At 66.9% G+C, this 25,538-nt stretch carries 26 protein-coding genes; 10 read left to right on the top strand and 16 right to left on the bottom strand.

Features of this window, described 5'->3' with window-relative positions:
- Window positions 1-3 precede the first annotated feature (3 nt).
- Genes ACFWU2_RS11820 through ACFWU2_RS11810 form a run of 3 tightly spaced genes read right to left on the bottom strand, consistent with a single transcriptional unit; the run spans window position 4 to window position 4,099 of the window.
- Complete coding sequence (locus tag ACFWU2_RS11820; RefSeq protein ID WP_378605727.1) at window positions 4-1,023, bottom strand: glycosyltransferase; 1,020 nt, start codon at window positions 1,021-1,023, stop codon at window positions 4-6.
- Window positions 969-2,366 carry an O-antigen ligase domain-containing protein gene (locus ACFWU2_RS11815; RefSeq protein ID WP_378605724.1) on the bottom strand — a complete coding sequence of 466 codons (1,398 nt, stop codon included), beginning with the start codon at window positions 2,364-2,366 and terminating at the stop codon, window positions 969-971. Before ACFWU2_RS11815 ends, ACFWU2_RS11820 begins: the two co-directional genes overlap by 55 nt.
- On the bottom strand, window positions 2,363-4,099 hold the full coding sequence (locus tag ACFWU2_RS11810; protein WP_378605721.1) for an alpha/beta fold hydrolase: 1,737 nt from the start codon (window positions 4,097-4,099) through the stop codon (window positions 2,363-2,365). The genes ACFWU2_RS11815 and ACFWU2_RS11810 overlap by 4 nt, the downstream gene beginning before the upstream one ends.
- 181 nt (window positions 4,100-4,280) lie before the next feature.
- On the opposite strand from ACFWU2_RS11810, the gene ACFWU2_RS11805 reads away from it, so the two are divergent.
- Together ACFWU2_RS11805 and ACFWU2_RS11800 are read left to right on the top strand one after the other, a co-directional pair.
- On the top strand, window positions 4,281-5,375 hold the full coding sequence (locus ACFWU2_RS11805) for a glycosyltransferase (protein WP_378605718.1): 1,095 nt from the start codon (window positions 4,281-4,283) through the stop codon (window positions 5,373-5,375).
- 517 nt (window positions 5,376-5,892) lie between these two features.
- Window positions 5,893-7,425, top strand: coding sequence for a sugar transferase (locus tag ACFWU2_RS11800; RefSeq protein WP_378605715.1), 1,533 nt, complete (start codon window positions 5,893-5,895; stop codon window positions 7,423-7,425).
- A gap of 22 nt (window positions 7,426-7,447) precedes the next feature.
- On the opposite strand, the gene ACFWU2_RS11795 is transcribed toward ACFWU2_RS11800, so the two are convergent.
- The 4 genes from ACFWU2_RS11795 to ACFWU2_RS11780 all read right to left on the bottom strand — a co-directional run bounded on the left by ACFWU2_RS11795 (window position 7,448) and on the right by ACFWU2_RS11780 (window position 10,483).
- Window positions 7,448-8,044 (bottom strand): phosphoribosylanthranilate isomerase, encoded by a 597-nt coding sequence (locus ACFWU2_RS11795; protein WP_378605712.1) that lies wholly within the window; start codon window positions 8,042-8,044, stop codon window positions 7,448-7,450.
- A gap of 63 nt (window positions 8,045-8,107) precedes the next feature.
- On the bottom strand, window positions 8,108-8,362 hold the full coding sequence (locus ACFWU2_RS11790) for a hypothetical protein (RefSeq protein ID WP_378605709.1): 255 nt from the start codon (window positions 8,360-8,362) through the stop codon (window positions 8,108-8,110).
- A 98-nt stretch (window positions 8,363-8,460) separates the two neighbouring features.
- Window positions 8,461-9,771 carry a glycosyltransferase 87 family protein gene (locus tag ACFWU2_RS11785; RefSeq protein ID WP_378605706.1) on the bottom strand — a complete coding sequence of 437 codons (1,311 nt, stop codon included), beginning with the start codon at window positions 9,769-9,771 and terminating at the stop codon, window positions 8,461-8,463.
- Window positions 9,772-9,811: 40 nt separating this feature from the next.
- Window positions 9,812-10,483, bottom strand: a complete 672-nt coding sequence (locus ACFWU2_RS11780) for a pentapeptide repeat-containing protein (protein ID WP_378605703.1) — start codon at window positions 10,481-10,483, stop codon at window positions 9,812-9,814.
- A 127-nt stretch (window positions 10,484-10,610) separates the two neighbouring features.
- Between ACFWU2_RS11780 and ACFWU2_RS11775 the strand changes: the two genes are divergently transcribed.
- Window positions 10,611-10,826, top strand: a complete 216-nt coding sequence (locus tag ACFWU2_RS11775) for a hypothetical protein (protein ID WP_378605700.1) — start codon at window positions 10,611-10,613, stop codon at window positions 10,824-10,826.
- 438 nt (window positions 10,827-11,264) lie between these two features.
- Here the strand turns inward: ACFWU2_RS11775 and ACFWU2_RS11770 are convergent, their stop codons facing one another.
- Window positions 11,265-11,660 (bottom strand): hypothetical protein, encoded by a 396-nt coding sequence (locus tag ACFWU2_RS11770; RefSeq protein ID WP_378605697.1) that lies wholly within the window; start codon window positions 11,658-11,660, stop codon window positions 11,265-11,267.
- Between the two features lie 204 nt (window positions 11,661-11,864).
- Window positions 11,865-12,533 carry a hotdog domain-containing protein gene (locus tag ACFWU2_RS11765; RefSeq protein WP_378605694.1) on the bottom strand — a complete coding sequence of 223 codons (669 nt, stop codon included), beginning with the start codon at window positions 12,531-12,533 and terminating at the stop codon, window positions 11,865-11,867.
- Between the two features lie 446 nt (window positions 12,534-12,979).
- On the opposite strand from ACFWU2_RS11765, the gene ACFWU2_RS11760 reads away from it, so the two are divergent.
- Window positions 12,980-13,264, top strand: coding sequence for a hypothetical protein (locus ACFWU2_RS11760; RefSeq protein WP_296550490.1), 285 nt, complete (start codon window positions 12,980-12,982; stop codon window positions 13,262-13,264).
- Here ACFWU2_RS11760 and ACFWU2_RS11755 read toward each other — a convergent pair.
- A complete protein-coding gene (locus tag ACFWU2_RS11755; protein ID WP_378605690.1) occupies window positions 13,249-14,172 on the bottom strand; it encodes a hotdog domain-containing protein in 924 nt (307 codons plus the stop codon). The two genes, ACFWU2_RS11760 and ACFWU2_RS11755, sit on opposite strands and share 16 nt — an antisense overlap.
- Window positions 14,173-14,279: 107 nt before the next feature.
- Between ACFWU2_RS11755 and ACFWU2_RS11750 the strand changes: the two genes are divergently transcribed.
- Window positions 14,280-15,347, top strand: coding sequence for a potassium channel family protein (locus tag ACFWU2_RS11750; protein WP_378605687.1), 1,068 nt, complete (start codon window positions 14,280-14,282; stop codon window positions 15,345-15,347).
- Window positions 15,334-17,319 carry an APC family permease gene (locus tag ACFWU2_RS11745; RefSeq protein ID WP_378605684.1) on the top strand — a complete coding sequence of 662 codons (1,986 nt, stop codon included), beginning with the start codon at window positions 15,334-15,336 and terminating at the stop codon, window positions 17,317-17,319. The genes ACFWU2_RS11750 and ACFWU2_RS11745 overlap by 14 nt, the downstream gene beginning before the upstream one ends.
- An 8-nt stretch (window positions 17,320-17,327) precedes the next feature.
- Here the strand turns inward: ACFWU2_RS11745 and ACFWU2_RS11740 are convergent, their stop codons facing one another.
- Window positions 17,328-18,206: an alpha/beta fold hydrolase gene (locus ACFWU2_RS11740; protein WP_378605681.1), complete on the bottom strand. Its 879-nt coding sequence runs from the start codon at window positions 18,204-18,206 to the stop codon at window positions 17,328-17,330.
- Window positions 18,207-18,259: 53 nt separating this feature from the next.
- Entirely contained in the window at window positions 18,260-19,009 is a 750-nt protein-coding gene (locus ACFWU2_RS11735) for an alpha/beta fold hydrolase (RefSeq protein WP_378605679.1), read from the bottom strand.
- A 100-nt stretch (window positions 19,010-19,109) separates the two neighbouring features.
- Between ACFWU2_RS11735 and ACFWU2_RS11730 the strand changes: the two genes are divergently transcribed.
- Window positions 19,110-19,808 (top strand): helix-turn-helix transcriptional regulator, encoded by a 699-nt coding sequence (locus ACFWU2_RS11730; protein ID WP_378605676.1) that lies wholly within the window; start codon window positions 19,110-19,112, stop codon window positions 19,806-19,808.
- A gap of 29 nt (window positions 19,809-19,837) precedes the next feature.
- On the opposite strand, the gene ACFWU2_RS11725 is transcribed toward ACFWU2_RS11730, so the two are convergent.
- A complete protein-coding gene (locus ACFWU2_RS11725) occupies window positions 19,838-20,620 on the bottom strand; it encodes an enoyl-CoA hydratase (RefSeq protein ID WP_378605673.1) in 783 nt (260 codons plus the stop codon).
- 175 nt (window positions 20,621-20,795) lie between these two features.
- On the opposite strand from ACFWU2_RS11725, the gene ACFWU2_RS11720 reads away from it, so the two are divergent.
- Window positions 20,796-21,074, top strand: a complete 279-nt coding sequence (locus ACFWU2_RS11720; RefSeq protein WP_378605670.1) for a hypothetical protein — start codon at window positions 20,796-20,798, stop codon at window positions 21,072-21,074.
- Window positions 21,075-21,129: 55 nt separating this feature from the next.
- Complete coding sequence (locus tag ACFWU2_RS11715; protein WP_378605667.1) at window positions 21,130-22,266, top strand: Rieske 2Fe-2S domain-containing protein; 1,137 nt, start codon at window positions 21,130-21,132, stop codon at window positions 22,264-22,266.
- Window positions 22,267-22,301: 35 nt separating this feature from the next.
- Here the strand turns inward: ACFWU2_RS11715 and ACFWU2_RS11710 are convergent, their stop codons facing one another.
- Window positions 22,302-22,889, bottom strand: coding sequence for a TetR/AcrR family transcriptional regulator (locus tag ACFWU2_RS11710; protein WP_378605664.1), 588 nt, complete (start codon window positions 22,887-22,889; stop codon window positions 22,302-22,304).
- Window positions 22,890-22,999: 110 nt separating this feature from the next.
- Between ACFWU2_RS11710 and ACFWU2_RS11705 the strand changes: the two genes are divergently transcribed.
- Window positions 23,000-23,788 (top strand): SDR family NAD(P)-dependent oxidoreductase, encoded by a 789-nt coding sequence (locus tag ACFWU2_RS11705; RefSeq protein WP_378605661.1) that lies wholly within the window; start codon window positions 23,000-23,002, stop codon window positions 23,786-23,788.
- Between the two features lie 20 nt (window positions 23,789-23,808).
- Here the strand turns inward: ACFWU2_RS11705 and ACFWU2_RS11700 are convergent, their stop codons facing one another.
- Window positions 23,809-24,567: an IclR family transcriptional regulator gene (locus ACFWU2_RS11700; RefSeq protein ID WP_378605658.1), complete on the bottom strand. Its 759-nt coding sequence runs from the start codon at window positions 24,565-24,567 to the stop codon at window positions 23,809-23,811.
- A 106-nt stretch (window positions 24,568-24,673) separates the two neighbouring features.
- Window positions 24,674-25,339 (bottom strand): IclR family transcriptional regulator, encoded by a 666-nt coding sequence (locus tag ACFWU2_RS11695; RefSeq protein ID WP_378605655.1) that lies wholly within the window; start codon window positions 25,337-25,339, stop codon window positions 24,674-24,676.
- Window positions 25,340-25,538 lie beyond the last annotated feature (199 nt).

The following is a 25,538-nucleotide window of genomic DNA, read 5'->3' as shown; positions in this document are numbered from 1 at the left end:
CCTTCACAGTCGGAGGCCGGCGGTGCGGTAGGCGCCGACGGTGAGTTCCGCCGTCCGCGTCCACGTGAGGGTCGAGGCGACCTCCGGGGCGCGCCGCCTCAGTGCCTGTGCGGTGTCGAGGTCGAGGAGCGTGGCGCGCAACGCCGCCGTCCATGCCGGCACGGTGTGCTGAGTGACGAGCAGTGCCCCGTCGTCGGCGAAATCCGGCAATGCGCCGACGGCACTCGAGACGACAGCACCGCCGCACGCCATCGCTTCGAGGGGTGGGAGACCGAAGCCCTCGTATCGCGAGGCGTACGCGACGACACTCGCGGCAGCGTAGAGGGCAGGCAGGTCCGCGGTGGCGACATAACCGAGTCCGTGGGTCCCGGACGGTGCGTCGCGTCCGGTCGAACCGGAGCCCGCGAGGACGAACGGCACCTCGAGGTTCCGGCAGGCTTCGGCCACCAGCGCGACGGACTTGCGCGGTTCGACGGTGCCGACCTGCAGTACGAAGCGGTCGGGCAGTCCGTAGCGGGCACGGACCTCGGCAACCTGGTCGGGCGCCGGGGGCGTGGCCCACGGGGCCGGCGCCAGCGGGGTGACCACGGCATCGCGGCCCGACAACGCGTGGATGCGTTCGGCGGTGAACTCGGAGACGGCCACGAGTACATCGGCCCGGCGCAGCGCGTCGCGCAGCAACCGGCGTTCTCCTGCCGCCCGGAAACGGCTGAACGCCCACGGTGCGTCGAAGACGGCCAGATCGTGAAACGTCGACACGGTCAGGCTGCGCTGCCCGAGAGGGAGATCGACGTCGAGGCTGTGGAACAGGTCTGTGGAGGGGAGGGGCACCGCGTTCCACAGGACGCGGCGCACACCGTGTGCCACGGGGCGCCGGGAGGCAGAGACCTGTGGCGGCAACTCTGCCACCGCGTCGCGTTGCACCGTCGCAGACAACTCGGCGCCGGGGAGAAGCGCGGGCAGCGCCCTCAGCAGTTCACGGGCGTAGGTCTGGACTCCGCTGCCGGCAGGCCGGAGCGCCATGGCTCCGAACCCGATTCGGTGTCCGGTCGATGAAGCTGCGAACGATGCTGTGTGAGCGCACATCCCACGATTCCTAAGAGTAACCAGAAGTAGACGTCGAGCGGGAAGATCTCCAGATAGGTCGACACGGTGGACGCGACCGCCACCGCGACCACCGACGCACTCACGCCGAGTGCGAGCGCGGCGTCCTGGCCGCGCATGATCCGTGCGGCGCGAAGGGTCGACACGGCGGCGCAGACCAGAACGAGGACGAACAACCACACTCCGACCGGCCCGAGTTCCACCGCGAGTTTGATGTAGTAGTTGTCGGGTTGGTACGGCATGAATCCGAAGGTCACCGCAGCCTGCAACGACATTTCCGAAAGCATGGGGTTGCTTCCGGAAGCAGCCTTGGCGGCGGCGGAACCGGTTGCGCCCAGTCCCTGACCGAACGGATGCACCCACAGCGAGGCAAGGGTCTCCGACCACCCGTCGCCGCGTTCCCCGAGGCTCGACGACGACAAGAGCGGCGCGAGCAACGAGCCCGGCACGACGAGGAGAGCGATCGGTGCGGCGAGGGCGGCGGCACCGAATCCCAGGAGCAGCGCGCGGTGGCGGTGGACAGCGAGCCACAGCAGTGCGACCGCAAGGCCGATATAGCTGGCACGAACGATCGTCACGCCCATGCCCAGCAGCATGATCGGTGTCGCGCAGAGAAACAACCGGTTGCGGAGCCGGGTGGGATCGGCGAGGGCGATCGCGCCGCCGACGACGAGGCTGATCATCACGAACAACCCGAATGCGAACGGGGTCGTGAAAGTGCTGAAGCTACGGAGGATCCCGCCTGTGGTGCGGAGATGGTCGTCCCAGCGGTATCCGAGCGCCGCGAGGCGCTCACCGCCGATCACCTGCTGCGCCAATCCGACGACCCCGGTGAACACACCCATGCCCATCAGGATCGTGACGAAGGTGTCGCGGTCGCGGGCGTCGAACGGTGCGCGCCACAGGATCACGGGAATGATGAGGTAGAAGAAGGTGATCTTCAGCGGGGTGACGGCTCCGGGCCCTGACACGAGTACCGCCGACACGACGCCCAGGGCCACCCACGCCGCCACTGCCGGCCACCACGGAAACGCCGGCGCGGGAGTGCGTCTGCGATAAGGGCTGACGAAGGTCGCCGCGAGGGTCAGCAGGAGGACCCCCTCTTTCCACGGGGACAGCGCCGAACCGCCGGGCACGATCACGAGCAACCCGTGCAGAGGTGTGAGCGCGGCGATGAGAAGCAGTCCACGCTGCGGCCGCCGGTAAAGAGCAAAACCCAGTGCGGCCGCGCACGGCAGCGCCAGGACCAGCAAGGTCGTCATGACACGCACGGCTCGGCAACGGGTTCGCGTGCCGGGTCGGTCCGGCCGAACGACGAGAGCACGGCCGCGGTGATCTCGGCGCGAAGGAACTCGCGCCCGTCACGCTGGTACGCGCCGTGGTCCCCGGTCGCGCCGGAGCGGATCCGTCCCGTGAATCCTCGCCGCTCGACTCGCCGCAGTCCTTCATCGCCCCGCTGGTAGCGGAACGACTCGTAGTCCTGTGCGGAGAGCACGACGGTGACGTCGACACCCGCGCGGCGCAGGGCTTCGAGGATCACCTCGGGGACCTGGGTGACTCCGAGTCGGCCCAGCAATCGCCATGCGGGGTAAGGCAAATGCTTTTGTGCGAACGGTTTGATGCGCGCGCGCAACGGAACCGAGGCGGGTCCCGGCTCACGATCCGCGCTCCCGGGTGCAGCGGGCACCGGTGGGCGAAGTTGTTCGCGCAGAGACTTACGCCGGTGGGTGGACCACAGGATCATGTTCACCAGGACCACTGCGCGGGTGCGTAACCGGAGAGCGACGTACGAGGAGTACCACGCACCCGAGCACAGTCCCGTCACGATCAGGTCGCCCGGGTCGGTCCCCAGCGCAGTGGCGGCGTCGACCGCGTCGCGGTCGGACACCTCGGAGTAGAGCGACACCGGCTGTCCGGCGTCCACGGTTCCGGTGTCACCGACCCCTGTGCGGTCGAAACGAACGGAGGAGACGCCGTGCGCGGCGAGGCTGCGGGCGAGTTCCACCCAGAGCCGGCTCGGGCCGATGCGGTGCTCGTAGGCGGTCCCGAAGAACAGCACGGTGGGTCGGTGATCGTCGCTGCCCGCCGATTCGACCGCATGGGTCCGCACCGCGAACAGCGCATTCGGTCCGAGCGATTCCACCGATTCGTAGACGGGAGATCCGTCGGTCGTGGTGGCCACCGCCGCGCGATGCCGGAGCGACAGCACCACCTCGTGGGTGTCGGTGGAGGACCCTGCGGCGATCCAGTCGGCGATCTCGCGGATACAGCCGAACGGGATGTCGGCGTACAGAGCTGAGGGGGCGGTGAACGCCTCGTGCTCGACGAGGGTCAGTTCGTCGCACACCAGCGCGTCGGCGAGCGCGGACAGTGCCGGGGTGTCGCGCGCCGCGGGGCGCGTCGCGAGCATGGTCCTGATGCCCGCGAACACACTCGCGTCGATGCGGAGCGTGCCCAGTGCGTGTGCGGCGTCGGGGGAGAGCGCCCCGCCGATGATCGAGATGCGGGGATCTGCCGGATCGTCGGTGCCCTGGGTTACCCGGTACAGGGCGCGTTGTTCGCGGAGGGCACTGCGGCCGGAAAGGATGGGATCCCACAGCACCACCGCGTCGACGGGTCCGCAGTCGGGAAGCGCGGTGGCGGCGAGAAGTGCTCCGGCGCGCAGACCGACCACGGTGATGTGCTGTCCTCCGCACGCGCGCGCGAGTTCGGTCGCCGCAACGACGCTGCGCTGCCAGGCCTGTACCGCGTCGGGGGAATCCTGGTCTCCCGACGAGTCCCCGACCCCGGAATAGTCGAACCGCACCGACGTCAGACCGCGATCCGCGAGCTGCTCGGCAAGTGCTTTCATGCCGCGGTAGGTGTCGAGGTGTTCCTTGCCCAGCGGTGGACAGAGCACCACGGCGCCGCGGGACCGGCCGTCGTCGGGAACGTGGATGTGCGCGAGGAGTGGTGCGTCGGCGGGCCCGAACCACGACGAGTGCTGCACGCCCACGTTCGAACCTCCAGATCATGCGGGTGATCCAAGGCGACGGGCGGCGCACCAGGCGCCACCTCTTGAATCGGGTTGTTGCTACGACACATTCGAATCGGGCGGTCGACACCCGGCGTTACCGGTGCGCAACCTGTGCCATAAACTACCGTGCCCTACTGCTCGGGCGTTCGGAGGGATGGTCATGCCGGGAGTGCTCGTGCACGAGTGGATCGCACGTGACGGCGGTTCGGAGAAGGTGCTCGACGAGTTCGTGCGGTGCTTTCCCGATGCCGACGTCCTCTGTTTGTGGGACGACGCGGAGCGCTACCCGACGCAGACGGTGCGCGAGAGCGGACTCGCGCGCACCCCCCTGCGTCGTCACAAGGCACTCGCGCTCGCTGCGATGCCCTACGTGTGGCGCCGGAGAACCGGAGACTACGACTTTGCGCTGGTCAGTTCCCATTGCTTCGCCCACCACGTGTCGTTCCGCGGTGCTGCCCACGATTTCCGCAAGTTCGTCTACGTGCACACCCCGGCCCGCTACCTGTGGAACCCCGAACTCGACGATCGAGGTGCGTCGGCGGCGGTCAAACTGGCATCGCCGCCGCTCCGGCGTCTCGATCGCCGGCGGGCGGCAGAAGGCGCACAGTTCGCTGCGAACAGCGACTTCGTTCGCCGACGGGTGGAGCGGGCCTGGGGCGTGGAGGCCCGCGTGATCTTTCCTCCGGTCGATACGACACGGATCTCGTCGGTGCCGGATTGGAGCACGGAACTCTCGGAGCCGGAATCGTCGCTCCTCGAAAGCCTTCCGGACAGGTTCGTCCTCGGGGCGTCGAGGTTCGTTCCGTACAAGCGCCTGGACTGGGTCATTCGTGCCGCCGATCTCGCGGGTCTGCCCGTCGTCGTCGCGGGTTCGGGACCGGAGGAAACGCGGCTGCGAAAGCTGGCCGACGAGGCCCGTGTGCCCGTGCGTGTGCTGTCACGTCCGTCGGACGAGATGCTGTACGCGCTGTATCAGCGCGCGCATGTCTACGTCTTTCCGGCGATCGAGGACTTCGGGATCATGCCGGTCGAAGCGCGCGCTGCCGGCGCGCGAGTGATCGTCAACGAACTCGGCGGAGCTTCGGAGACCGTGGTGGAGGGGGTGGACGGCTTGCACTTTCGGGACGATTCCGTGGAGTCGCTCGCGGAGTGCATCGCGGCCGTCGACACGGTGCCCCGACGGGGCCGGGGTTCGGTGGCGGAGTTGTCGTCGGAGAGATTCCGTGCGGACATCCGGAACTGGGTCTCCTCATGAGCCGGAAAGGGTGACGTACGACGGTACCCGCCCTCGTTGATTCGATCTTGTTTCGCTTCCTGCCCTGAGGTAGGTTCCACGCGGGTCGCGGGCCTGTTCGATGGGGACAAGCGGGGGTTCGGCATGCACGGTGGTACGACGGTTGGCCTTCTTGTGGACCCGCTCCGGGTGTTCGCGTCGCCCGAATCCTCTGCGCCCCCCGCACCGGATCGGCTGTAGGCCCGCCGGCGGTTCTCCGGACGGAACCGGGTGTGTCGTGCCGTCACGCAGGCCGAAACACGGTGCACGCGTGCAATTCAACGGATCGCACCCGTCCGGATGGTGTCACCCCGGGGGTCGGACATTCTCGCGCAGACAGGCTCCCGTCCTGGTGTGATCTAGAGCACTGAAACACTTCTCGGCGGGAAAACGGTAATAGCGGCATAGCGGTTATCGCCGTCAAGCAGGGCGAAGCGGTCGGACCGACCGGGCAGTCACACAGTCGGGGGCGGGGGGTAAGCCGAAGCATGGGGCGTATATGAGCATCGAAGCCGGGCGAACGCGAAGGCTGCGCGCCCTACCCGCCCCGAGCTTGGAAACGACGCGGGATTCGACCGAGAGGCACGGCACCCGCAGGCAATGGCAGACGATCCATACCCGGCTGTTGTGCCTGACCGACGCCGCGGTCGTGTGTGCGGTTCTTGCACTCGCACAGTGGGTTCGGTTCGCCTTCGGTGAAGTTCCGGAGGCCGGTGTTCCAGGCTCGATCCTGTTGGTGGTCGTCGTCGCCGGCTGCTGGCTCACTGCGTTGTCGCTGGCCCGCACCCGCAAACCCACGGTGATCGGCAGGGGCGAAGAGGAATACCGTCTCGTCACCAGGGCGACGCTCCAGTGTTTCGGATTCATCGCGATCCTGTCGTTCCTGATCGAATCGTTCGTGATCGACCTCGACGCGGTCCGCATCTACCTCGGAGTCGCGCTGCCCCTCGGGCTCGCCGGCCTTCTCCTCGGACGGCTTTGGTGGCGCCGGGAAATCGGCCGCAGGCGTGAACGCGGCGAGTTCCGCACCTCGGTACTCGTGATCGGCGGCGACCAGGCGGTCAAGGCGATGGTCGAATCCTTCACGCGCGACGCCGATGCCGGTTACCGGGTGGTCGGAGTCTGCACGCCGGGATACACCGGTGAGCAGATCCGGACGCTCACCGCGGGCGGGCTCGACATTCCGGTCCTCGGCGGCGAGAAGGATGTGCTGCACGCCGTCAAACTCACGGGCGCGGACACCGTGGCGGTGGCCACGAATGCGCAGTGGGGCAATTCCGACCTCGCAGACCTCGCGTGGGACCTCGAGCCGTACCGGGTGGACCTCGTGGTCGCACCGGGTGTCACCGACATCGCTTCCCCCCGGTTGTCGATGTATCCGGTGGGCGGTCTTCCCCTCGTCCACGTCGAGGAGCCCCAGTACCGGGGGTCCAACCGGATGGCCAAGACCGTCTTCGATCTCGTGAGCGCGACTCTCGCTCTGCTCGCCTTCGCGCCCGTCATGCTTTGCGTCGCGGCTCTGATCAAAGTTCAGGATCGGGGACCGGTCTTCTATCGCCAGGAACGCGTCGGGCTGAACGGAGCGACCTTCCGCATGTGGAAGTTCCGGTCCATGGTGACGGACGCGGACACGATGATCGATGCGATGCGGCGCGAAACCGACAGCAGTCGCTCGGTGTTCTACAAGTCGTCGTCCGACCCGCGGATCACCCCGGTCGGACGGTTCATTCGCCGAACCAGCATCGACGAACTGCCGCAGTTGTTCAACGTTCTGACGCGGGATATGAGTCTGGTCGGACCGCGCCCCCTCACGGTGGGGGAAGGCCGGGAGATTCCGCGCTTCGTCGACCGCCGAATGCTGGTGCGCCCGGGCATGACCGGGCTGTGGCAGGTGTCGGGACGGTCGAATCTCTCGGAGGCCGACCGTGTACGCCTCGACCTGTTCTATGTGGCGAACTGGTCGATGGTGCAGGACCTGGTGATCGTCGCAAAGACGGTGCGCGCTGTGCTGGCGAGCGACGGCGCCTACTGACCTGCATTTCGGGCTTGTCGGCTCAGGCTCCTCGCGCCGCGTGTGCGAACGCCGTCATCAACTCCGGACTCTTGATGCCGCGACCGGACTCGATGCCGCTCGAGACGTCGACGCCCCAGGCTCCCGACGTGGCGACCGCTTGCGCCACATTGTCCGGGGTCAAGCCGCCCGCGAGGATCCATCGCCCCTGGGGGACAGCGCTGCGATCCTGCCAGTCCCACGTCACCCCGGCACCCGCAACCGCGCCGTCGACGAGCAGCAGATCGGCGCCCAGGTGCTCGGAAACCGACTCGGCGCCGCCGTTGTTCACGGCACGGATGACGGTCAGTCCCGCCTCGTGGAGCACTCGGACATCGTCCGCCGAACGCAAGTCGTGCACCTGTACGTGGTCGATGTCCGCCGCACGGGCCGTCGCGACGATCTCGTCGAGAGGCATCTTCACGTAGACCCCCACCGCGAGTGTTCCGTCGGGTACCCGCGACCGCAGTCGCGTCGCCTCTTCGGCAGACACCCGGCGCGGACTGTCGGCGAAAACGAAACCCACCGCGTCGACACCCAGGCCGACGGCCAGGTCGACCGTCGCCTCGTCTCGAAGCCCGCACATCTTGATGAACGTCATCGCCTGCCTTCCGTCCTCGTTCCCTACGAGGATATGGGTACGGCAGTGACGGTTCGGGACCCGCTATGCGGCGAGGGAGAGGGCGACGCTGGCGCAACCGGGGCACAGTGCGGTGGGGTCCACGAGCCAGCCGTTGGCGCGGGCTGCCAGTGCGGCGACGGTGTAGGTGTGCGCGACAGTCCGGTAGGAGTGGTCACATCGTTCGCATCGGAACGACCAGCGCTGGGTTCCGAAGTGCTCGGTGTCCTGCGTTGCGATTCCCTGCGTTGCGATGCCCTGCGTCGGGGTGACCATCCGAAGATCTGCCTTCTGGCGCACAGGTCTGCACCTTTCTCCTTCTGCGCGTCTCGCGCGGTGCGGACGCAACTTCCCACCGTCAGGTACCCGTTTCGGTGCCGGAAAACGTGAGATCTGCATCACATAGTCGGCGTGTCCTCGGGTGGGGAGAGCATTCCCGCACGTGGGGCGGGGTCGGAAGCTGCGCCCGGAAGATGCTCGTGATTGTCGCCGGACGCTGTGCCCTGACGCGACTGTGCGAGCCAGATCAGGAAGCCGAAGCCGATGATCACGTACGCGCCGCCCACCAGGTGTTGTGGCAACGCCCACTCGAGTTCGCGTCCGTCGCCCGCCGGCAGCAGGTGGTGCGGCCCGATGAGGAAGACCGCACCGATGCCGACAGCCACGGCCACGCGGCGCCGACCGGGCGCACGCAGCACCTCGAGTGTCAGCACCATCAGTGCCGGAGCGACCCACACCCAGTGGTGCGACCACGAGACCGGCGAGGCGAGCAGCACCGCCGTCGCGGTGGCGAGCAGCGCGGTCACGAGGTCTCCGCGGGAAAGGGCGAGGCGGATCGCGACGACCGCGACGACCAGCATGACGGCGACGGCACCGAGCCACAGCGCCGACTCGAGCGGGTCGTGCGGAGCGAACCGCGAGACGACAGCTTTGAACGATTCGTTGGCCGCGTAGTACGCCGAACCGATTCGCCCGGTGTCCGGAAGTGTGTGCAACCAGTACCGCGTGGACGCCTCGGGCAGGAGGACGAACGCCGCCGCAGAGAAACCGAGCGCGGAGACAACGATGCGGGCGCTGGTCCGCCAATCGCGCGCAAGCAGGAACAACAGCAGGAAACCCGCAGGTGTCAGCTTGATGGCGGCGGCAAGACCGATCAGCACACCGCGGGGCCATTTGGGCTTGGGCGCGAGTACGTCGACGGCCACCAAGGCCATGAGCACCAGGTTGATCTGGCCGAAGCTGATGGTTTCGCGGACGGGTTCGAATTGCAGTGCCACGGCGACGGCGACCGCTGTGACGACCCAGGATGCGCGGTTCTCCAGGTCGGGACGTACACGTCCGAGCACCACTCGCAGGGTCACCACGAGTGCTGCGACGGACACCGCGGTGAACACGAACTTGGAGAGTGTGACGGGGATCAGCGCGAGCGGTACGAAGAGGATCGCGGAGAGCGGCGGGTAGGTGAACGGAAGTCCGAAGTCGTCGACGACCGGAGGAATCGCACCGTAGAGGTCTCCGCCGTCGAGCAGCACGTGTGCCCCCATGCGGTAGACCAGCAGGTCGATGTAGTCGTTACCGACGAGAAAGGCGATCGTCGCGACGATCGAGAGGCCGAGGATCACCGCGATCGAGGTGGTGTGTGCGCGGAGGTAGAGGGAGAGTTCGGTCGATGGACGGTCGTCGTCTCGCTTCAGCCATAAATGTCGCACTCGATGACTTTACTGACCTTTCGTCGATCTTCGGGCCACCTCAGCTGTCGATCTGGATTCCGAGGTGCGCGGCGAACATGCCTGCAAGTGCGACGGCCTGATGGCCGCTGATGGTCGCTCCTCTCAATCCGTCCAGATTCCTGATCGCTCCGATCTCCGCGCCGCGCAAATCGACGTGCGCGAGAGTGGCGCGGTTCACATCGAGGTCGCCTATTCGGCTGTCTTCGAACGCCACCCGCGTGAGGCTCGCTTCGGCCAGGTCGAGTTCGTCGATGATGCACCCCCGGAACAGCACGTCGCGCAGGTTCCCTGCACGCAGGTTGATCAGGCTGATCTTCGAGTCGGTCACCACCACCGAACGCAGTCCGGAGTCGTACAGGTCGAGAGCGCCGATCCGGCTGTCGACGATCCGCACGTTGTGCATGGTGCTGCGGGAAGCGGAGAACCTCGGCGCGTGCACCCGCTCGATGCGGGTGTCGACCATTCGTGCGCTCGTGAAGTCCGTGCCGTCGATGGACACCCCGGTGAGCTCACACTCGGACAGCGTCACACCCGCGAGATCGCGTCCGGACAGGTCGACGTCCGAGTACCGCATGCGCTCGACGGTGGTGTGAGCCGACAGGTCGTCGGCGTCCCCATCGTCGAGTTCGACCGGTCGACGTCCGTCGATCTTCGGGGGCTTGGTGGTGGTCCGGGAGGCGCGAGTGGTCATGCGACCAGTGTCGCCCGCACGGGTGGCGCGCAGATCCGGACCCTCTGCGCGACCGCGCGTCGGCGGTCTGATCTTTTGCGCGCCGGAGGGGTCGAGCGGATCACGTATTCGAACATATGATCGAACGGTGAAGCTGTATCGAATCCCGTCCGGCTGGGCCGAACCTGCTCCCGCACGCTGTCCCAACGGGCACCGGCTGGGACCGAACCGGACGCTGGTGGGATCGCAGGTATGCGACTGCGGCGTGATGCACCGGACGCATGCGTGCCGCCTGTGCGACGCCGTGGTCTACAGCCCGCCGCTCGGGGACCGCTGTCGTGCGCGAGCATTCGACGAGCGGTGATCAGTGAATCCTGACACAAGCGTGGACAAACAGATTTATCGTGGGCGCGGGAGGAAGTGAAGAAGGCACTTGTAGCGCGAGGGGTAACCGCAACCGCGGGAGCGGGTGCGGGTGCGGTATTGCTGCCGGTCGCGCCGGACGCCGTCGCTGCGGAGCCCGGCGGGGCGGGACGAGTGCCGTCGGAGTAGCTGTGAGCCCAGAGGTGATGTGAGCCCAGAATTGACGTGAGCAGGAAAGCCCCGCCAGCGAATGAGGGGAGGAGCCGGCGGGGCCTGCGCTGTATCTCCATGTGTGTCGGGGAGGACTTCTGGAGACACGGCCACCTGAAGGTGGCCGTCGGGGAGTTTAGGTCAGGTGCGCGCACCCGGTCCAGCATCGAGACGAAACCGATACCCAAATCGGTTGCGGGGATGTGGATCGCAGGTTCGGCCGCCTCGCCTAGCCCTGATTCCGCAGTCCGCGCGCGGGCACGCTCACGTCGTGCTGCGCGGGCAGGATCCGCTGGGGCATCGCGCGTGTCTCGTCGACGTGGAGGCTGCGGGGCGCCGGACGCGCCCGGCGCGCGCGTCTGCGCCGGTTGCGGGCGGTCGTCCGGAAACCCCAGGCCGAAATGCAGAGTGCCACCGCGGAAAGCAGATCCGCTTCGGTGAGCCCATGGTCGGGAGTGACGGAGTACAGCACCCGTCCTTCCAGCATTCCGTTCATGAGGAACCAGAGTGCAGCGGCTACGGCAGCGGCAAGACTCGAGAGGGTGTGCGGCCTCGCCAGGCACCACGTCGATGCCGCGAACAACGAGCACATGGCGACGAGCGAGTAGAACAGGGCGTGCTGCATGGGCTTCTCTCTCGTTGCCGACGGCGGTGCCCCACTGTACTGGGGAGGGCCGATGGCGCGCGGGGCGCGCCGTGGTCCGTGGGTCCGACCCCGGCGGGGCCCAGCTGTCGCAGCTGCGGGCCTTGCACGACCCTCGGAAACTTGATCATCCTGCTGCGCAAGCTATTTGCCGACACTGAACCGGCCGCCGCTCGGTCGTTGTCGCTATTCCAACGTCTCGACGCGCGACTCGGCGGGCCAATTGGGCCTGATGAAGATGCCCTTCGCTTCGACGCAGATCCCGTGCGGCCCGGCTATGTGTCCGGTGACGAATCCCTTGCGCCCCTCGATCCGGTCGAGTTTTGCTTCCCCGTGCAGATCGCCGAGAGGGGTTGGCCTGAGGTAGCGCAGAGTGAGCGTGCCCGTCATTCCGGGTGAGCCACCCACCCGGGCCGCGTCACCGAGCAGCTGGTCCAGGACGAGCGCGGAGACTCCGCCGTGCGTATGCCCGGCGGGCCCTTCGAAACCGACATGCAGGTGGAAGTCGGCCCACACTCGACCGTCGGGATCCTGGTTGATGCGGGGCAGTGGGGCGATCGCGTTGCGAAGTCCCATGGCGGCGTTGCCCCACACACGGAAGTTGCCGGCGTCGTTGAACCGGGTACCGAAAGGCTGATCCTCCTTCCGGCGCCCGAGCAACTCCCTCGCGGCTGCCAGGTGTTCCCGGGCCTGTCGCACGTCGTCGTCATCGGCTCGGCTCTGCACGGCAAGCGGGATCAGTGCGCGGACATCGTCGGCCAGCGGACCGTACAACGCGGCCTGACGAGCGATTTCGTCGTCGGAAAGCCCGTCGTTGACGAAAAGGCGGGCGGCAGCGTCGAGAGCATTGGTCATCGCGGGGTCTCCGGGTTCGTGTGAGGGGCCATCGGTAGTCGACCGTGTCCGTGCCCGCAGGTCAAACGCCGGTGCCGACGTACGGGACGCAGGTGCCGGCCCGACGTGCCAGGAGAGGCGGGGACCCCGTCGGCGAATTCGAGGGGAGGGGCCGACGGGGCCGGCCGCAGCACCAAAGGGGAGGAGGTGCGTGCAGCGTGTTGCGATAAGCAACTCCGAAACACGCTATACGTCTGTTCGGCCCGCTGTGGGCGAATGCAGGATGAGCCAGGGGGTGAATTGGGGACTCGGCGACGGAAAAACGGCGTTTGCGGCTCTCGACGGTCGGTTGAGTGCCGAAAGAGGACGGCACCCCGTGCCGAGGACGAGCGTCGTCCCCCGAGACAGACCCACCGTCGAGGGTGCAGGATGTACCGATACGCATCCGCCGATCTCTTGGAGTAGGCATGTCGGCGACACCGCCCACCGAGTTCCGCGATCGCAACGGACTGGGAAACACTGCGCTGATCGCCGGCATCGTCGCCGCGCTGACTGCGTTCGTTCCTATCGTCGGCGACTTCGTGTCCATCCCTGCCGGCCTTCTTGCGGTGGTGTGCGGTTGGATCGGACTCCTGAGGATCGAGAAGGGACTCGCGACGAACTACGTCGAGACCGTCGTGGGCACGGTGCTCGGAACGGGTGCGCTGTTCGTGGTGTTCATCGTCTTCGCGGCCACTCACAGTTCGGGCTGACCCGACTCGGCCCTCGTCGGCGGACGCTGCAGGGTCACCGTGGTCAGGGCGAGCAGTTGGTCGTCTGCGCCGGCATCGACGAGACGGATGCTGATCACCGAATGGTCGTCCCCGTCGCGGACAACCGTGCCGTACGACCGTGCCGGACCGACGCGCACCTGGGACAAGAAGTGCATCTGAATGTCGGTCGCCACCAGATCGGGCCGCATCGCGTGTGCTGCCGACTCTGCGAGGAGCGCTTGAGCACCGCCCTGAATGGTGCCGATCATGTTGGCCACGAAGGGCGTTCGGTCGAGTTCGAGAACCCCTTCGTCCGGGTCGACGATGCGCATGCCGAGTCGGGAGTAGATGGTCCCGTCGACCGGCACGACGGGGTACTCGCGGTCGACACCGACCCATTCGCCGGGCGTATATTCGTCCGCCCTCGGCGCGGCGACGCGCGGCAAGCGCGCGAACGTGACCAGCGCGCGGGCCGCGAGCACCGGACCGTCCTCGCCGCCCGCGTCGAGTGCGGTGATGAGTTCGTCGAGATCGGTGGTGCCGCGTGCGTCGTACACGTCTGCCGACACGTGGATCATCTTCTTGCCGATGCGCACGAGCCGTGCGTCGATGACGACGGGACCTTCTGTCAGCGGGCCGGTCGCATGGAGGGTGAGGTCTTGGGTGGCGACCCAGTCCTGCCCACAGGCGGCGAGGGCCGGACTCGAGGTGACGATGTCGACGAGCGTCGTCAGCACCCCGAGCGACGCCGAGCCCGCATCGGAGCGCAGTTTGTCGGTCAGCACCGAACGCATCACCGCACGTTCTTTCGTGACTAGCCGTGAGAGCAGGCCGAAGTCGGACGAGAAGGTGTGCTGACTCATCACCAGCAGCGACGAACCGTCACTAGAAATTCCATTCTCATTCATGAGAATCATATTGCCATCATCTGCCGGTCGAGCGCTATTGCGTCGTCCGTGGACGGGCGTACTCTGCAATTCTGCATCCCCGCGCGAGAGACATGACGGGAGCCGGAGTGGCCGGAAGCCTGCGTGCTCGGCCGAGCCGTTCGGGAGGAACACCCGAACGACCGGCGTTCACATTGGTCGGTACCGTGCGCGTACCCCACGTCTTCGTGAGCCCGACGTGGGAGATCGCGCGCCGGATCGCCTACGCGATCGTGGTGCTGACGGTGGCGGTCGTGGTGGTGTACATCGGGCGGAGCGGTTTTCGTGATACTCAGGGCAATCCCCTGTCGTTGATGGACTGCATCTACTACGCGAGTGTGTCGCTGTCGACCACCGGTTACGGCGACATCTCGCCTGTCACCCCCGGTGCGCGCGCGCTCAACGCACTGGTGATCACACCCTTGCGCATCCTCTTCCTCATCATCCTGGTCGGCACCACGCTGGCGGCCCTGACGGAGAACTCCCGTCAAGTCCTTCGCATCCAGCGGTGGCGACGCCGCGTGCGCAACCACTACGTCGTGATCGGCTACGGGACCAAGGGGCGCACGGCCGTCGACGCGATGATCAGCGACGGCATCGCGTTGTCGGAAATCGTGGTGGTGGACGTCGCCCGCTCCGAGATCGATGCTGCCGGCCGGCGGGGCCTGGTGACGGTTCAGGGCACGGCGAGTCGCTCGGATGTGCTGCGTCTGGCCGGAGTCCAGCGAGCCTCGGCGGTGGTCATCGCGACCGACCGCGACGACACCGCCGTCCTGATCACCCTCACAGCCCGGCAACTGTCCGGCACCGCGCGGATCGTCGTGGCGGCCCGAGAGGTGGAGAACACCCACCTTCTGCGGCAGTCGGGTGCCGATACCGTGGTCGTCTCGGCCGAAACCGCCGGGCGGTTGCTCGGCGTCGCGCGAACCACCCCCAACGTGGTGGAAATGATCGACGATCTGCTCACACCCGAAGAGGGATTCGCCATGGCCGAACGGAACATCACGCCCGAGGAAGCAGGAGTGTCGCCTCGCAGCCTGAGCGACCTCGTCGTCGGCATCGAACGCGACGGGCGGCTGCTGCGGGTCGGCACGGCCGACGTCGACGTCCTTCGGGGCGGCGACCGTCTGTTGTATCTGCGCCATGTCTCCGGCTGACCACGCGCGGAGCGTCGCGGGCCTCCACGCCGCGCCCTCCGGCACCGCGAAGCGGGTGCTCCTGGGCCGGCCGTTGCGCAGCGACACCCTCGGTCACACGTTGCTGCCCAAACGTATTGCGTTGCCGGTCTTCGCCTCCGACGCGTTGTCCTCGGTGGCGTACGCGCCGGAGGAGATCTTCCTCGTCCTGTCCATCGCCGGGTTGTCGGCCTACGCGTTCTCGTCGTGGATCGGCATCGCGGTTGCGGTCGTGATGGCCGTGGTGGTCACCAGTTACCGGCAGAACGTGCACGCCTATCCGTCCGGGGGCGGCGACTACGAGGTTGCCACGAAGAACCTGGGGGTCGGGGCGGGTCTGACGGTGGGAAGCGCGCTGATCGTCGACTACGTGCTCACCGTTGCGGTGTCGATCTCGTCCGCCGCACAGAACATCGGTTCGGCCGTTCCCTTCATCGACCACCACAAGGTGCTGTTCGCGACGGCCGCCATCGTGATCCTCACCGCCGTCAACCTGCGAGGACTGCGGGAAGCCGGTGTGGCGTTCGCGATTCCTGCCTACGCGTTCATCGTGTGTCTCGGCGCGATGGTGCTGTGGGGCCTGATCCGTATCTTCGTCCTCCACACCGACCTGCGCGCGCCGTCGTCGAACTTCGAATTGCATGCGGAACAGTCGCACCTCACCGGTCTCGCCTTCGTGTTCCTGATCGCGCGGGCGTTCTCGTCCGGGTGTGCCGCACTGACGGGTGTGGAGGCGATCAGCAACGGGGTCCCCGCGTTCCGGAAACCGAAGTCCCGCAACGCCGCGACGACATTGCTGTTGCTGGGCGCGATCGCGATCACGCTGTTCATGGGCATCATCGTGCTCGCGGAGCGGCTGGGCGTGGTGATCGCGGAGGACCCCGCGACCCAGCTCACCGGAGCACCGGAAGGCTACCGGCAGAAGACGATGGTCGCCCAGATCGCCGAGACAGTATTCGCGGGGTTCCCGATCGGTTTCTACCTCGTCACCGGGGTGACGGCACTGATTCTGGTGCTCGCCGCCAACACCGCGTTCAACGGGTTCCCCGTGCTGGCGTCGGTGCTCGCGCAGGACCGCCACCTTCCGAGTCAGCTGCGCACCCGCGGGGACCGGCTCGCGTTCAGTAACGGCATCGTCCTGCTCGCCGCCGCGGCCATAGCCTTGGTGTGGGCCTTCGACGCCGAGGTCACCAAGCTCGTCCAGCTCTACATCGTCGGAGTATTCGTCTCGTTCACGCTCAGTCAGATGGGCATGATCAAGCACTGGACCCGGCATCTGGCCACCGAGACCGATCCGCAGGAACGACGCCACATGCACCGTTCCAGGATCGTGAACTCGGTGGGTCTCGCGATGACCGCGACCGTGCTCGTCATCGTGTTGGTCACCAAGTTCGTGGCCGGCGCATGGATCGCCATCGTCGCGATGGTGGCCGTGTTCGTGGTGATGCGTGCGATCCACCGCCACTACGCGCGGGTCGCGGTGGAACTCGAGCGCAGTCAGTGGGACGGCGTGCTTCCCAGCCGGACCCATTCGATCGTGCTGGTGTCGAAACTTCATCGGCCCACCCTCCGCGCGCTCGCCTACGCCCGCGCGACGAACCCCGACACGCTCGAAGCGGTCACCGTCAACGTCGACGACGAGGAAACCCGCCGGCTCGTCCGCGCCTGGGAGGAGAGCGACATCGATGTGCCGCTGAAGGTCATCGACTCCCCGTACCGGGAGATCACCCGGCCCGTACTCGACTACGTCAAGCGACGGAGAGGCGATTCGCCGCGGGAAGTGGTCACCGTCTTCGTTCCCGAGTATGTCATGGGGTACTGGTGGGAACAGTTGCTGCACAACCAGAGTGCGCTGCGGCTCAAGAGCCGGTTGCTGTTCCAGCCCGGTGTCATGGTCACCAGCGTGCCGTGGCAGTTGCGGTCGTCGTCCCGCCTCTCCGACGACCACAACTGACGGATGCGCTACACCCGAGCAGGTTGCAGTACTTCTCTCAGCACGGCGGCGAAACCCTCGGGTTCACCGGGCATTCCGTACTCGTCGCCGAGGAACCCACCGTGGTTTCCGGGGAACCACGTCACATCCGTTCCGAGTCGTGCCGCGAGGGCTGCCCCACCCCGCCCCGCCATCTCCTCCGCGGATTCGCGCCCGGCTGCGGGGACGATCCGGGTGGATGCGCCGGAAAGGACATCGAAATCCGGTTCGTAGCCCGTGCACGACAGGATGTTCTGACCTACCAGCGGGTGGTCACGCGTGCCGTCGTCCTCGGTGGGGAGACCGAAGGCGGACGGATCGGGTGCGGGTGCGTCGAAGTAGGCGTCGGACAGTTCGCCTTTCCACCCGACCAGGGTGATGAACTTCGCCATCGCCGGGCCCATCCCGCTGCGCAGGTAGGTGTCGTGGATGTCGGCGCATGCCGCCAGCATTCGGTCGCGGTCGGGAAGAATGCCCGCAATGGGGGGTTCGTGTGCCACGAGGGTGCGCACGAGGTCGGGATTGCCCGAGACCAGTTCCAGCGCGTTCACCGCGCCGCCGCTGGTTGCGAACAGGTCGACCGGTCCGGTTCCCAGCGCGTCGATCAGCGCAACCAGATCGTCGGCGTGCAGTCGCGGCGTCGATTCGATGGTGGTGTCGGTGCGCACTCCACGCCCGGTGCCGCGCGGATCGTAGGTCACCACCGTCCGGTCGGTGAAGTACGAGGCCAGGGTGCCGAACGCACCGGCATCCATCGGCGATGCGGCGAGGATCAGGGTGGGATACCGCTGCTCGCCGGACGCGGGTCGCACGTCGTAGACGAGCGATGCTCCGGGAACGCCGAGCGTGCGGGTGTCGGGCTGGGTCATGGGCGCTCCTTCGATCCGGATGTACCCGTATCGACCCGGTGACGCCCGGAAACTCATCGACGCGCCCGGTTTCTCTGTCCTGCGTGCTCGCCTGCTGGGGAAGTCGCTGCTGCGGCGAGGACATGCGCGAGATCGCCGGGGCGGCTCCACATGGGCCAATGCCCGGTCGGGAGGTCGACGAAGTCGACATGGTCGAGTTTCGACACCTCGGCGAACATGGGATGACCCGCGTCGGCCAATTCCATTATCTGCGCGCTCGGGATCGAACAGCACACCAGAGTGGTCGGGACCGCCCGACGCGCATCGTTGGTGAGCGTCACTTGCCCGCGTAACACGGGTCCGGGCTCCGGAACGGCCCTGGCTCGAAAGCGTTCGAGAGCCTCGGCGCTCAGGCCCTCGAGGCTGGCCTGCTCCCCGAGCGCGTCGAAGGGAGGCAGGGGAAATTCGTCCAGATCCTCGGGCGCATCCGGGGCGAAAACACTGCCGGACGCGACGGGCCCACTGTCGACCCACACCACTCGGCGGACAAGCTCAGGATGCTGATCGAGCACAAGGCTTACCGGCGCGTTGGCTCCGCTGTGCGCCACGATGACTACCGGCTGGGCCTCGGAAGCCTCCGCCCGGGTCATGGTCTGCTCGATCGCCGTCGCCTGGTCGTCGAGCGTCCTGGACGCCCTCTCGGCGTCGTGCTCATCGAGGCCGGGAAGCGTCATCGGGATGGTTCGCCGACCGTCAGCGCTCAAGTGTTCCAGCACCTCGTCCCAGGCCCAGGCCCCCAGCCAATGGCCGGCGATCAGGATCATGGTCGGGCTACTCGCATTGTTCGTCACACCACGATGCTCTCGTGCCTCCAGGACAACGGTGTGTCACCATTTCCGGCATGATTTTTTTGCGGGGCGGGACATGAAGAGGGTGGAGCGACTCCACGCCCTGTCCGAGATGCTGCGACGCAGCGGACCGCGTGGATGCACTGCTGAGCGACTGGCACGGGAGTTCGGCGTGTCCGTACGGACGGTCAAGAGGGACCTCACCGCACTCGAGAACAGTGGCGCGCCGATCTGGTCGCGCCCGGGCCCCGGCGGCGGCTACGGGCTGGTCGCCGGAGGCACCCTGCCCCCGGTCAGCCTCACCCCTGTGCAGGCAGTGGCGCTGCTCGCGGCAGTCTCTGCCGCACCCGACGCCCCCTACGCCGATCTCGCCTCGGCGGGCGTTCGGAAGATCATGGACGTACTCGATCCGCAGACCCGGAAGAAGGCCGATGAGCTGGCCGGTCGCGTCTGGGTCAACGCACCTCCACCTCCTCCTCGCGCGATCAAGTCAGCGCTCGAGGAAGCGATGGCCGAGCAACGGGTGGTGCGTATCCGCTACACCTCGGGTGACGGCAACACGACCACCCGGGACGTCGAGCCGGTGATGTTCGCTTCCACGAACGGCCATTGGTACCTGATCGGGTGGTGCAGGCTCCGCAGCGATATGCGGTGGTTCCTCGTGTCCCGTATCGAACACGCCAGTCCAACCCAGATCGCCTGCAGCGGCCATCACATCGACGAGATCGGCGTCCCCCCAGCGACAGCCAGGCCCGTGAACGGCCGAGGTGAGTGAGGCCCGATCAACGTCTCCGGTCGGTTCAGCTAGGGAGCGTTCTGCGCGCGCCCACGTCCGATGACACCGTCGCGACGCGCGGCGACACGTTCCGGCGTGAAGTTCTCCATCCACTGCCGCGACGTCTCGTTCTCCACCTGCAGTGCGGGAGCGACGACATGCTCCTCCGCACGGCGGTACGACGCGAGCAAGGTCCGCACGCCCGCCCGGTCGTTGCCGGCGATGGTCGCGGCGAGGTCCAGCGCCGTGCCGAGAAGCCGGTCGTGCTCCACCACCTCGGTCACCAGTCCGACCCGGAGGGCTGTCTCCGCGTCGACGAAGTCGCCCGAGAGGCTCATGCGGCGTGCGAACGCGCCGCCCACAGCGTCGGGAAGCCGGGAGGTCAGTCCCCAGCCGGGAAGCACGCCGACGCGGGCATGAGTGTCGGCGAACCGCGCGCGTTCGGAGGCAATGAGGAAATCGCAGGCCAGTGCCATCTCGAGCCCGCCGGTGATCGCGGCTCCGTTGATCGCGCCGATCACGGGTTTCGACAGTGGTCGCCACGGATGGCCGACTGGGATTCCGTCGTCCGAAAGCCTGCCCAGGTTGCCGCCGGAGCCGCCGAGCTCGCGCAGATCCAGTCCCGCACAGAACGCGGGGTCGGTGCCGGTGAGGACGACGACGTCGGTCTGCTCGTCGTCGTCCGCCGCCGCGAGTTCCGTGCGCAGGGCCTCGATCAGGGCGGAGCTCAGTGCGTTGCGTTGCTGCGGGCGGTGGAACGTGAGCACACGGGTGGATCCGTGTTGTGCGGTGAGCAGTATCGGCTCGGTCATGGTCGTTCCTTCGCAGAGACGAGTTCGGCTGGCCTGCGGAGCGTAACGATCCCCGGGTCTCCACGTCACCGATGACGTTTTCTCTCGGCATCGCGTTCCACTGGGCTGAATCGATGTGGCCGCCGCCACAGCAGCCTTCCTACTCTCGCGGTATCCGAGGAAGGGAAACGCCTTGATGCAGTCGCTCGACTGTCGCGCCTGTGCGGCCCGCGTGCACGTCGCGAAATACAGCCCCGCTCATACGAGCATCCAGTGGACCGACTCCGCCCGCGCGGCCTGCCACGAGATCGCGGCAGCACGTGATCTCGATCCTGCCGCGTACGTCATGCGGTGTGCAGCATTGGATAGCACGGTCGACGAGGCGGTATCGGAGGGAAAGCTCCGCGCGACCACGAGGGTCGAACCGTCCGTCCGGCCCCTCGCTTCCGAGGACACCGTCACCGCAGCCCGGTGACCACCGTGTCTGTCAGATTCCGCTCGCTCCGCCCGTAAACCTCTTGGAGACCAGTATGACCGTCCAGCAGGATCGCATCGAGATCCGAAACATCGACACCGGCACCAACCCCACCCGATTTGCGCGAGGATGGCACTGTATCGGCCTCGCCAAGTCGTTCCGTGACGGAAAGCCGCACCAGGTCAAGGTGTTCGGCACCGACCTGGTGGTCTTCGCCGACACCTCCGGAACCCTTCACGTGCTCGATTCGTACTGCCGGCACATGGGCGGCAATCTCGCACGCGGCGAGATCAAGGGCGACACCATCGCCTGCCCGTTCCACGACTGGCGCTGGAACGGTGAAGGCCGCTGTGAGGCAGTGCCTTACGCGCGTCGCACACCGAAGGTGGCGCGCACCAAGAAGTGGACGACGATGGAGCGCAACGGCGTGCTCTTCGTGTGGAACTGCCCGCAGGGCACCGAGCCGACGCCGGAACTCGCGATCCCCGAGATCGAGGGCTACGAGGACGGCCAGTGGTCGGACTGGACCTGGACGACGATCCTCGTCGAGGGCTCGCACTGCCGTGAGATCGTCGACAACGTGGTCGACATGGCGCACTTCTTCTACGTGCACTTCCAGATGCCCGAATACTTCAAGAACGTCTTCGACGGCCATATCGCAGGCCAGCACATGCGTTCGTACGGGCGCGACGACATCAAGACCGGCGTCCAGATGGATCTTCCCGAGGCGCAGACGATCTCGGACGCGTTCTACTACGGTCCGTCCTTCATGCTCGACACGATCTACACCGTGTCAGAAGGCAAGACCATCGAGTCCAAGCTCATCAACTGCCACTACCCGGTGACGTCGAACTCCTTCGTCCTGCAGTTCGGCACGATCGTCAAGAAGATCGACGGCATGACGGACGAGCAGATGTCGGAGATGGCGACGCTGTTCACCGACGGTCTCGAAGAGCAGTTCAAGCAGGACATCGAGATCTGGAAGCACAAGACGCGCATCGAGAACCCGCTCCTGACCGAGGAAGACGGCCCGGTGTATCAGCTGCGGCGCTGGTACAGCCAGTTCTACGTCGATGTCGAGGAGGTCACTCCGGAGATGACCCAGCGCTTCGAGTTCGAGGTCGACACCAGTCGGGCCCTCGAGTCGTGGCACAAGGAGGTCGAGGAGAACCTGTCCGCAACCGGAGAGTGACGGCCGGAGGCGTCCCGCCCGCCGGGTGGGACGGCTCAGTCGTGTCGGCGTCGTAGGCCGTCGACGAATATCGAGATCACGGTGCGGGCCAGATCGGCTGTCGTCCCCTCGGGGCCGGGCCGGAACCAACGCGACGCGTGCCAGACGGCGTCGTAGAGCAGTTCCCGGAACACCTCCGGGTCGATATCCGAGCGGAACGTGCCGTCGGCGATGCCCTCGGCGATAGCTTCGCGCCACGCGACCTGCATGGCGTCGGCCGTTTCGACCATGTCGGCTTCGACGACGCGTTCGCGCATGTACTCGCCTTCGCGTCGCCAGATCGACGTCGCTCCGTGGTACTGCTCGCTGGTCGCCAGCGCGATCTCGGCGAGTGCTTCGAGTCGTTCGACGGGCGGCAGGTTGCGTTCCGTCACCTCGGCGCAGCGCGCCGTGAGATCTTCCAGGTACTCACGGATGAGTTCGGTGACGATCGCTTCCTTCGACGGGAAGTAGTGGTAGAGCGCCCCGGAGTACACCCCGACGGCGTCGCCGATCTCGCGAATCGTGGTCGCCGAGACGCCTTTCCGGGAGAAGATCTCGGCCGACCGGTCGAGGATCTGCCTTTTGCGTTCGTGTGGATCCACTTCGAGCCTCCTGCCGTCGGGCACCGGCGTACCTCGGCAGGCCATTGTGCCAGACCCTATTGATCGCTTGATCAATCGGGTCCCATCCCTCACGCTCACCAGGAGTATGTATGACAACGTCGCAGATGGTCGCACCGGTCCCGAACACGGTTCTGGCGGGCGAAGTCGCCCTCGTCACGGGTGCCGGGCAAGGCATCGGCCGCGGCATCGCGCTCGCCCTGGCCGCTGCCGGTGCGCAGGTCGCTGTGGTCGGGCGCACGGCACGAACACTCGAATCGGTCGCCGATGACATCACCCGCCGGGGCGGTGTCGCGCAGTCTTACGTGTGCGACGTGACCGATGCCGAGGCGGTAGCACGGCTCGTTCCGGCTGTCGCCGAGCGGTTCGGCGGAATCACCGTGCTGGTCAACAACGCCCAGACCCCGGCGCCCGGGCCACTGCTCGACCTGGACGAAGCCACATACCGGGAGTGCATGGAGTCGGGTCCTACGGCCACGTGGCGGATGATGCGCACGTGTCACCCCTACCTGCGGGGGCACGGAGCCGTCGTCAACCTCGGTTCGGCGGCCGGAATCCGGTGGAACCCTTCGGGTACCGGCGGATACGCTGCTGCCAAGGAAGCTGTCCGGGTATTGACCCGCACCGCAGCATGCGAATGGGCCGCCGACGGTATCCGCGTCAATGCGATTCTGCCGCTGGCGAACTCGCAGCCGATGGAAGAGTGGGCCCGCGCTGATCCCGACGCCGCCGCGGGATATCTCGACACCGTGCCCCTCGGCCGGCTCGGCGACCCGGAAACCGACATCGGTCCGGCGGTGGTGTTCCTGTGCAGCGACGCCGCACGGTACATCACCGGGCACTCGCTGCCTGTCGACGGAGGGCAAGCGCTGGTGCGATAACGGCGCGGTACGCACTCCGTTCACCCCACGCGGCGTTGTGGGGTGGTGGTGCGGGAGAGGCTGCGCCAGATCGTGCGGGCAGCCACTCGAACCGGCGTCGTGAGGTGGACCGCGTCCACCTTGTCGGTGGCACCGGTGACGGACACGGCACCGATGTACGTGCGGCCGTCGCCGATCGGTGCTGCGACGCAGGCGATCCCGGGGATCGATTCGCCGCGCTCGTGCGCCACGTGCCGCTCCCGGATCCACGCGATTTCGTTGCGTAGCCGCGCTGCGTCGATACCCACAGGCGGAGCGAGTTGCTCCGCGGTGGGAGTCCCGGCGGGGTCGAACCGGGTGTGCGCGATGAGTGCCTTACCCAGAGCGGTACGGAAGGCCGGTTGACGTCCTCCGATGCGCGACGGGACGGGCACGGATTCCCGGCCGACCTTGTCCAGGTAGCGCACCTCGCTGCCGTCGAGGACCGCGAGGTGGACCACCAGTCCCGTCACGGCGTGCAGTTCGTGGAGAACCGGATGCGCGGCGCGGTGCAGTCCGTCGTGGTGCTGCGCGAGTGCGCCCCATTCGAAGATGGTGCGGCCGAGTGCGTAGGAGTGGCCGTCTCGGCGGACCCAGCCGAACTCCATCAACTGTGTGAGGAGCCGATGCGTCGACGACCTCGGTAGCCCTGTCCGAGAAGATAATTCGGACAACGTCAGCTTGTTGCTGCTCTGGAACGCATCGAGCAGGCCGGCGACACGGTCGACGACAGCCGCGGGGAAGCCGTCACAGTTCCTCACGAAACCTCCATATCGATAGGGCACACCGGCCCGCAGGGATTGATCGATCGATCAATCAACTGAGGATGACAGTAGCAGGGCGGCATGTTCTCGTGAAGAGGTTTCTTCAGGTCAGGAGCGCCGACACCGCGTCTGCGGCATGGCGAACGAGCCCACTCGCACCCTCGGGAAGGCGCCCCTGCGGGCCGGCCAGCGACAACGCGGCGATCTCCCCGCAACCGGCATCGAAGGCCGCGGCCACGCAGCGGACCGGATTCCCGCCGCGAACCACACCCCCGGAGTAGAGGAAGGCTTCGGAGTGGGCGTGGTCCGCGGGGTCGCCGTCCCGGTGGCGTAGCAAGGCGATGCCCGCTGCCGTCTCGTGTGCCGGTCGGCGTTGGCCGACATGGGTGGGTATTTCGGTTGCCCAGCGCCCGCCGATCTTCTCCAGGTAGAGCAGGCTTTCGCCGTCCAGGACGGCCAAGTGGACCGCCAGGCCGGTCTGCGTCTGCAGGTCGTACATCGCGGGTAGGGCGGCTTTGTAGATCCGGTCGCGTTCGCGGGCCTGGGCGCCGAGTTCGATCATCTTGGGGCCGAGGCGGTAGGTGGTACCGGTGCGGCTGATCCAGCCGACCTTCACCAGTTGCAGCAGCATCCGGTGGGTCGTCGAGCGCGGAAACCCCGTGCGCTGGGCCAACTCGGTGAGGGTCAGGCCCTCGGCGGTGCGGAACGGTTCGAGCAGAAGAGTGACTCGTCCCAGGACGGACTGGGGACTATCGGATACGTCGGGCACAACGCCCTCCTCGGAACGGGATGCGGAGCGTGTTGATCGTTTGATCAATGGATGGGTACGACTGTAACGCGGAGATAATCGGATGCAAGAAGCGGGGGGGGGGGTGTAGCGGGGCGGGGTGGTTGGTGGGTTGGGGGGTGGTGGTGCCCCGTGGTACAGGGGGCGGGGGGGTGGGCGTAAAAGGCGCGGTAGGCGACGG

Origin of the sequence: Rhodococcus sp. NPDC058639 (assembly GCF_042717545.1) — a bacterium.
Classification (GTDB): Bacteria; Actinomycetota; Actinomycetes; order Mycobacteriales; family Mycobacteriaceae; genus Rhodococcus.
This window is presented reverse-complemented; position numbering and strand designations above follow the sequence as displayed.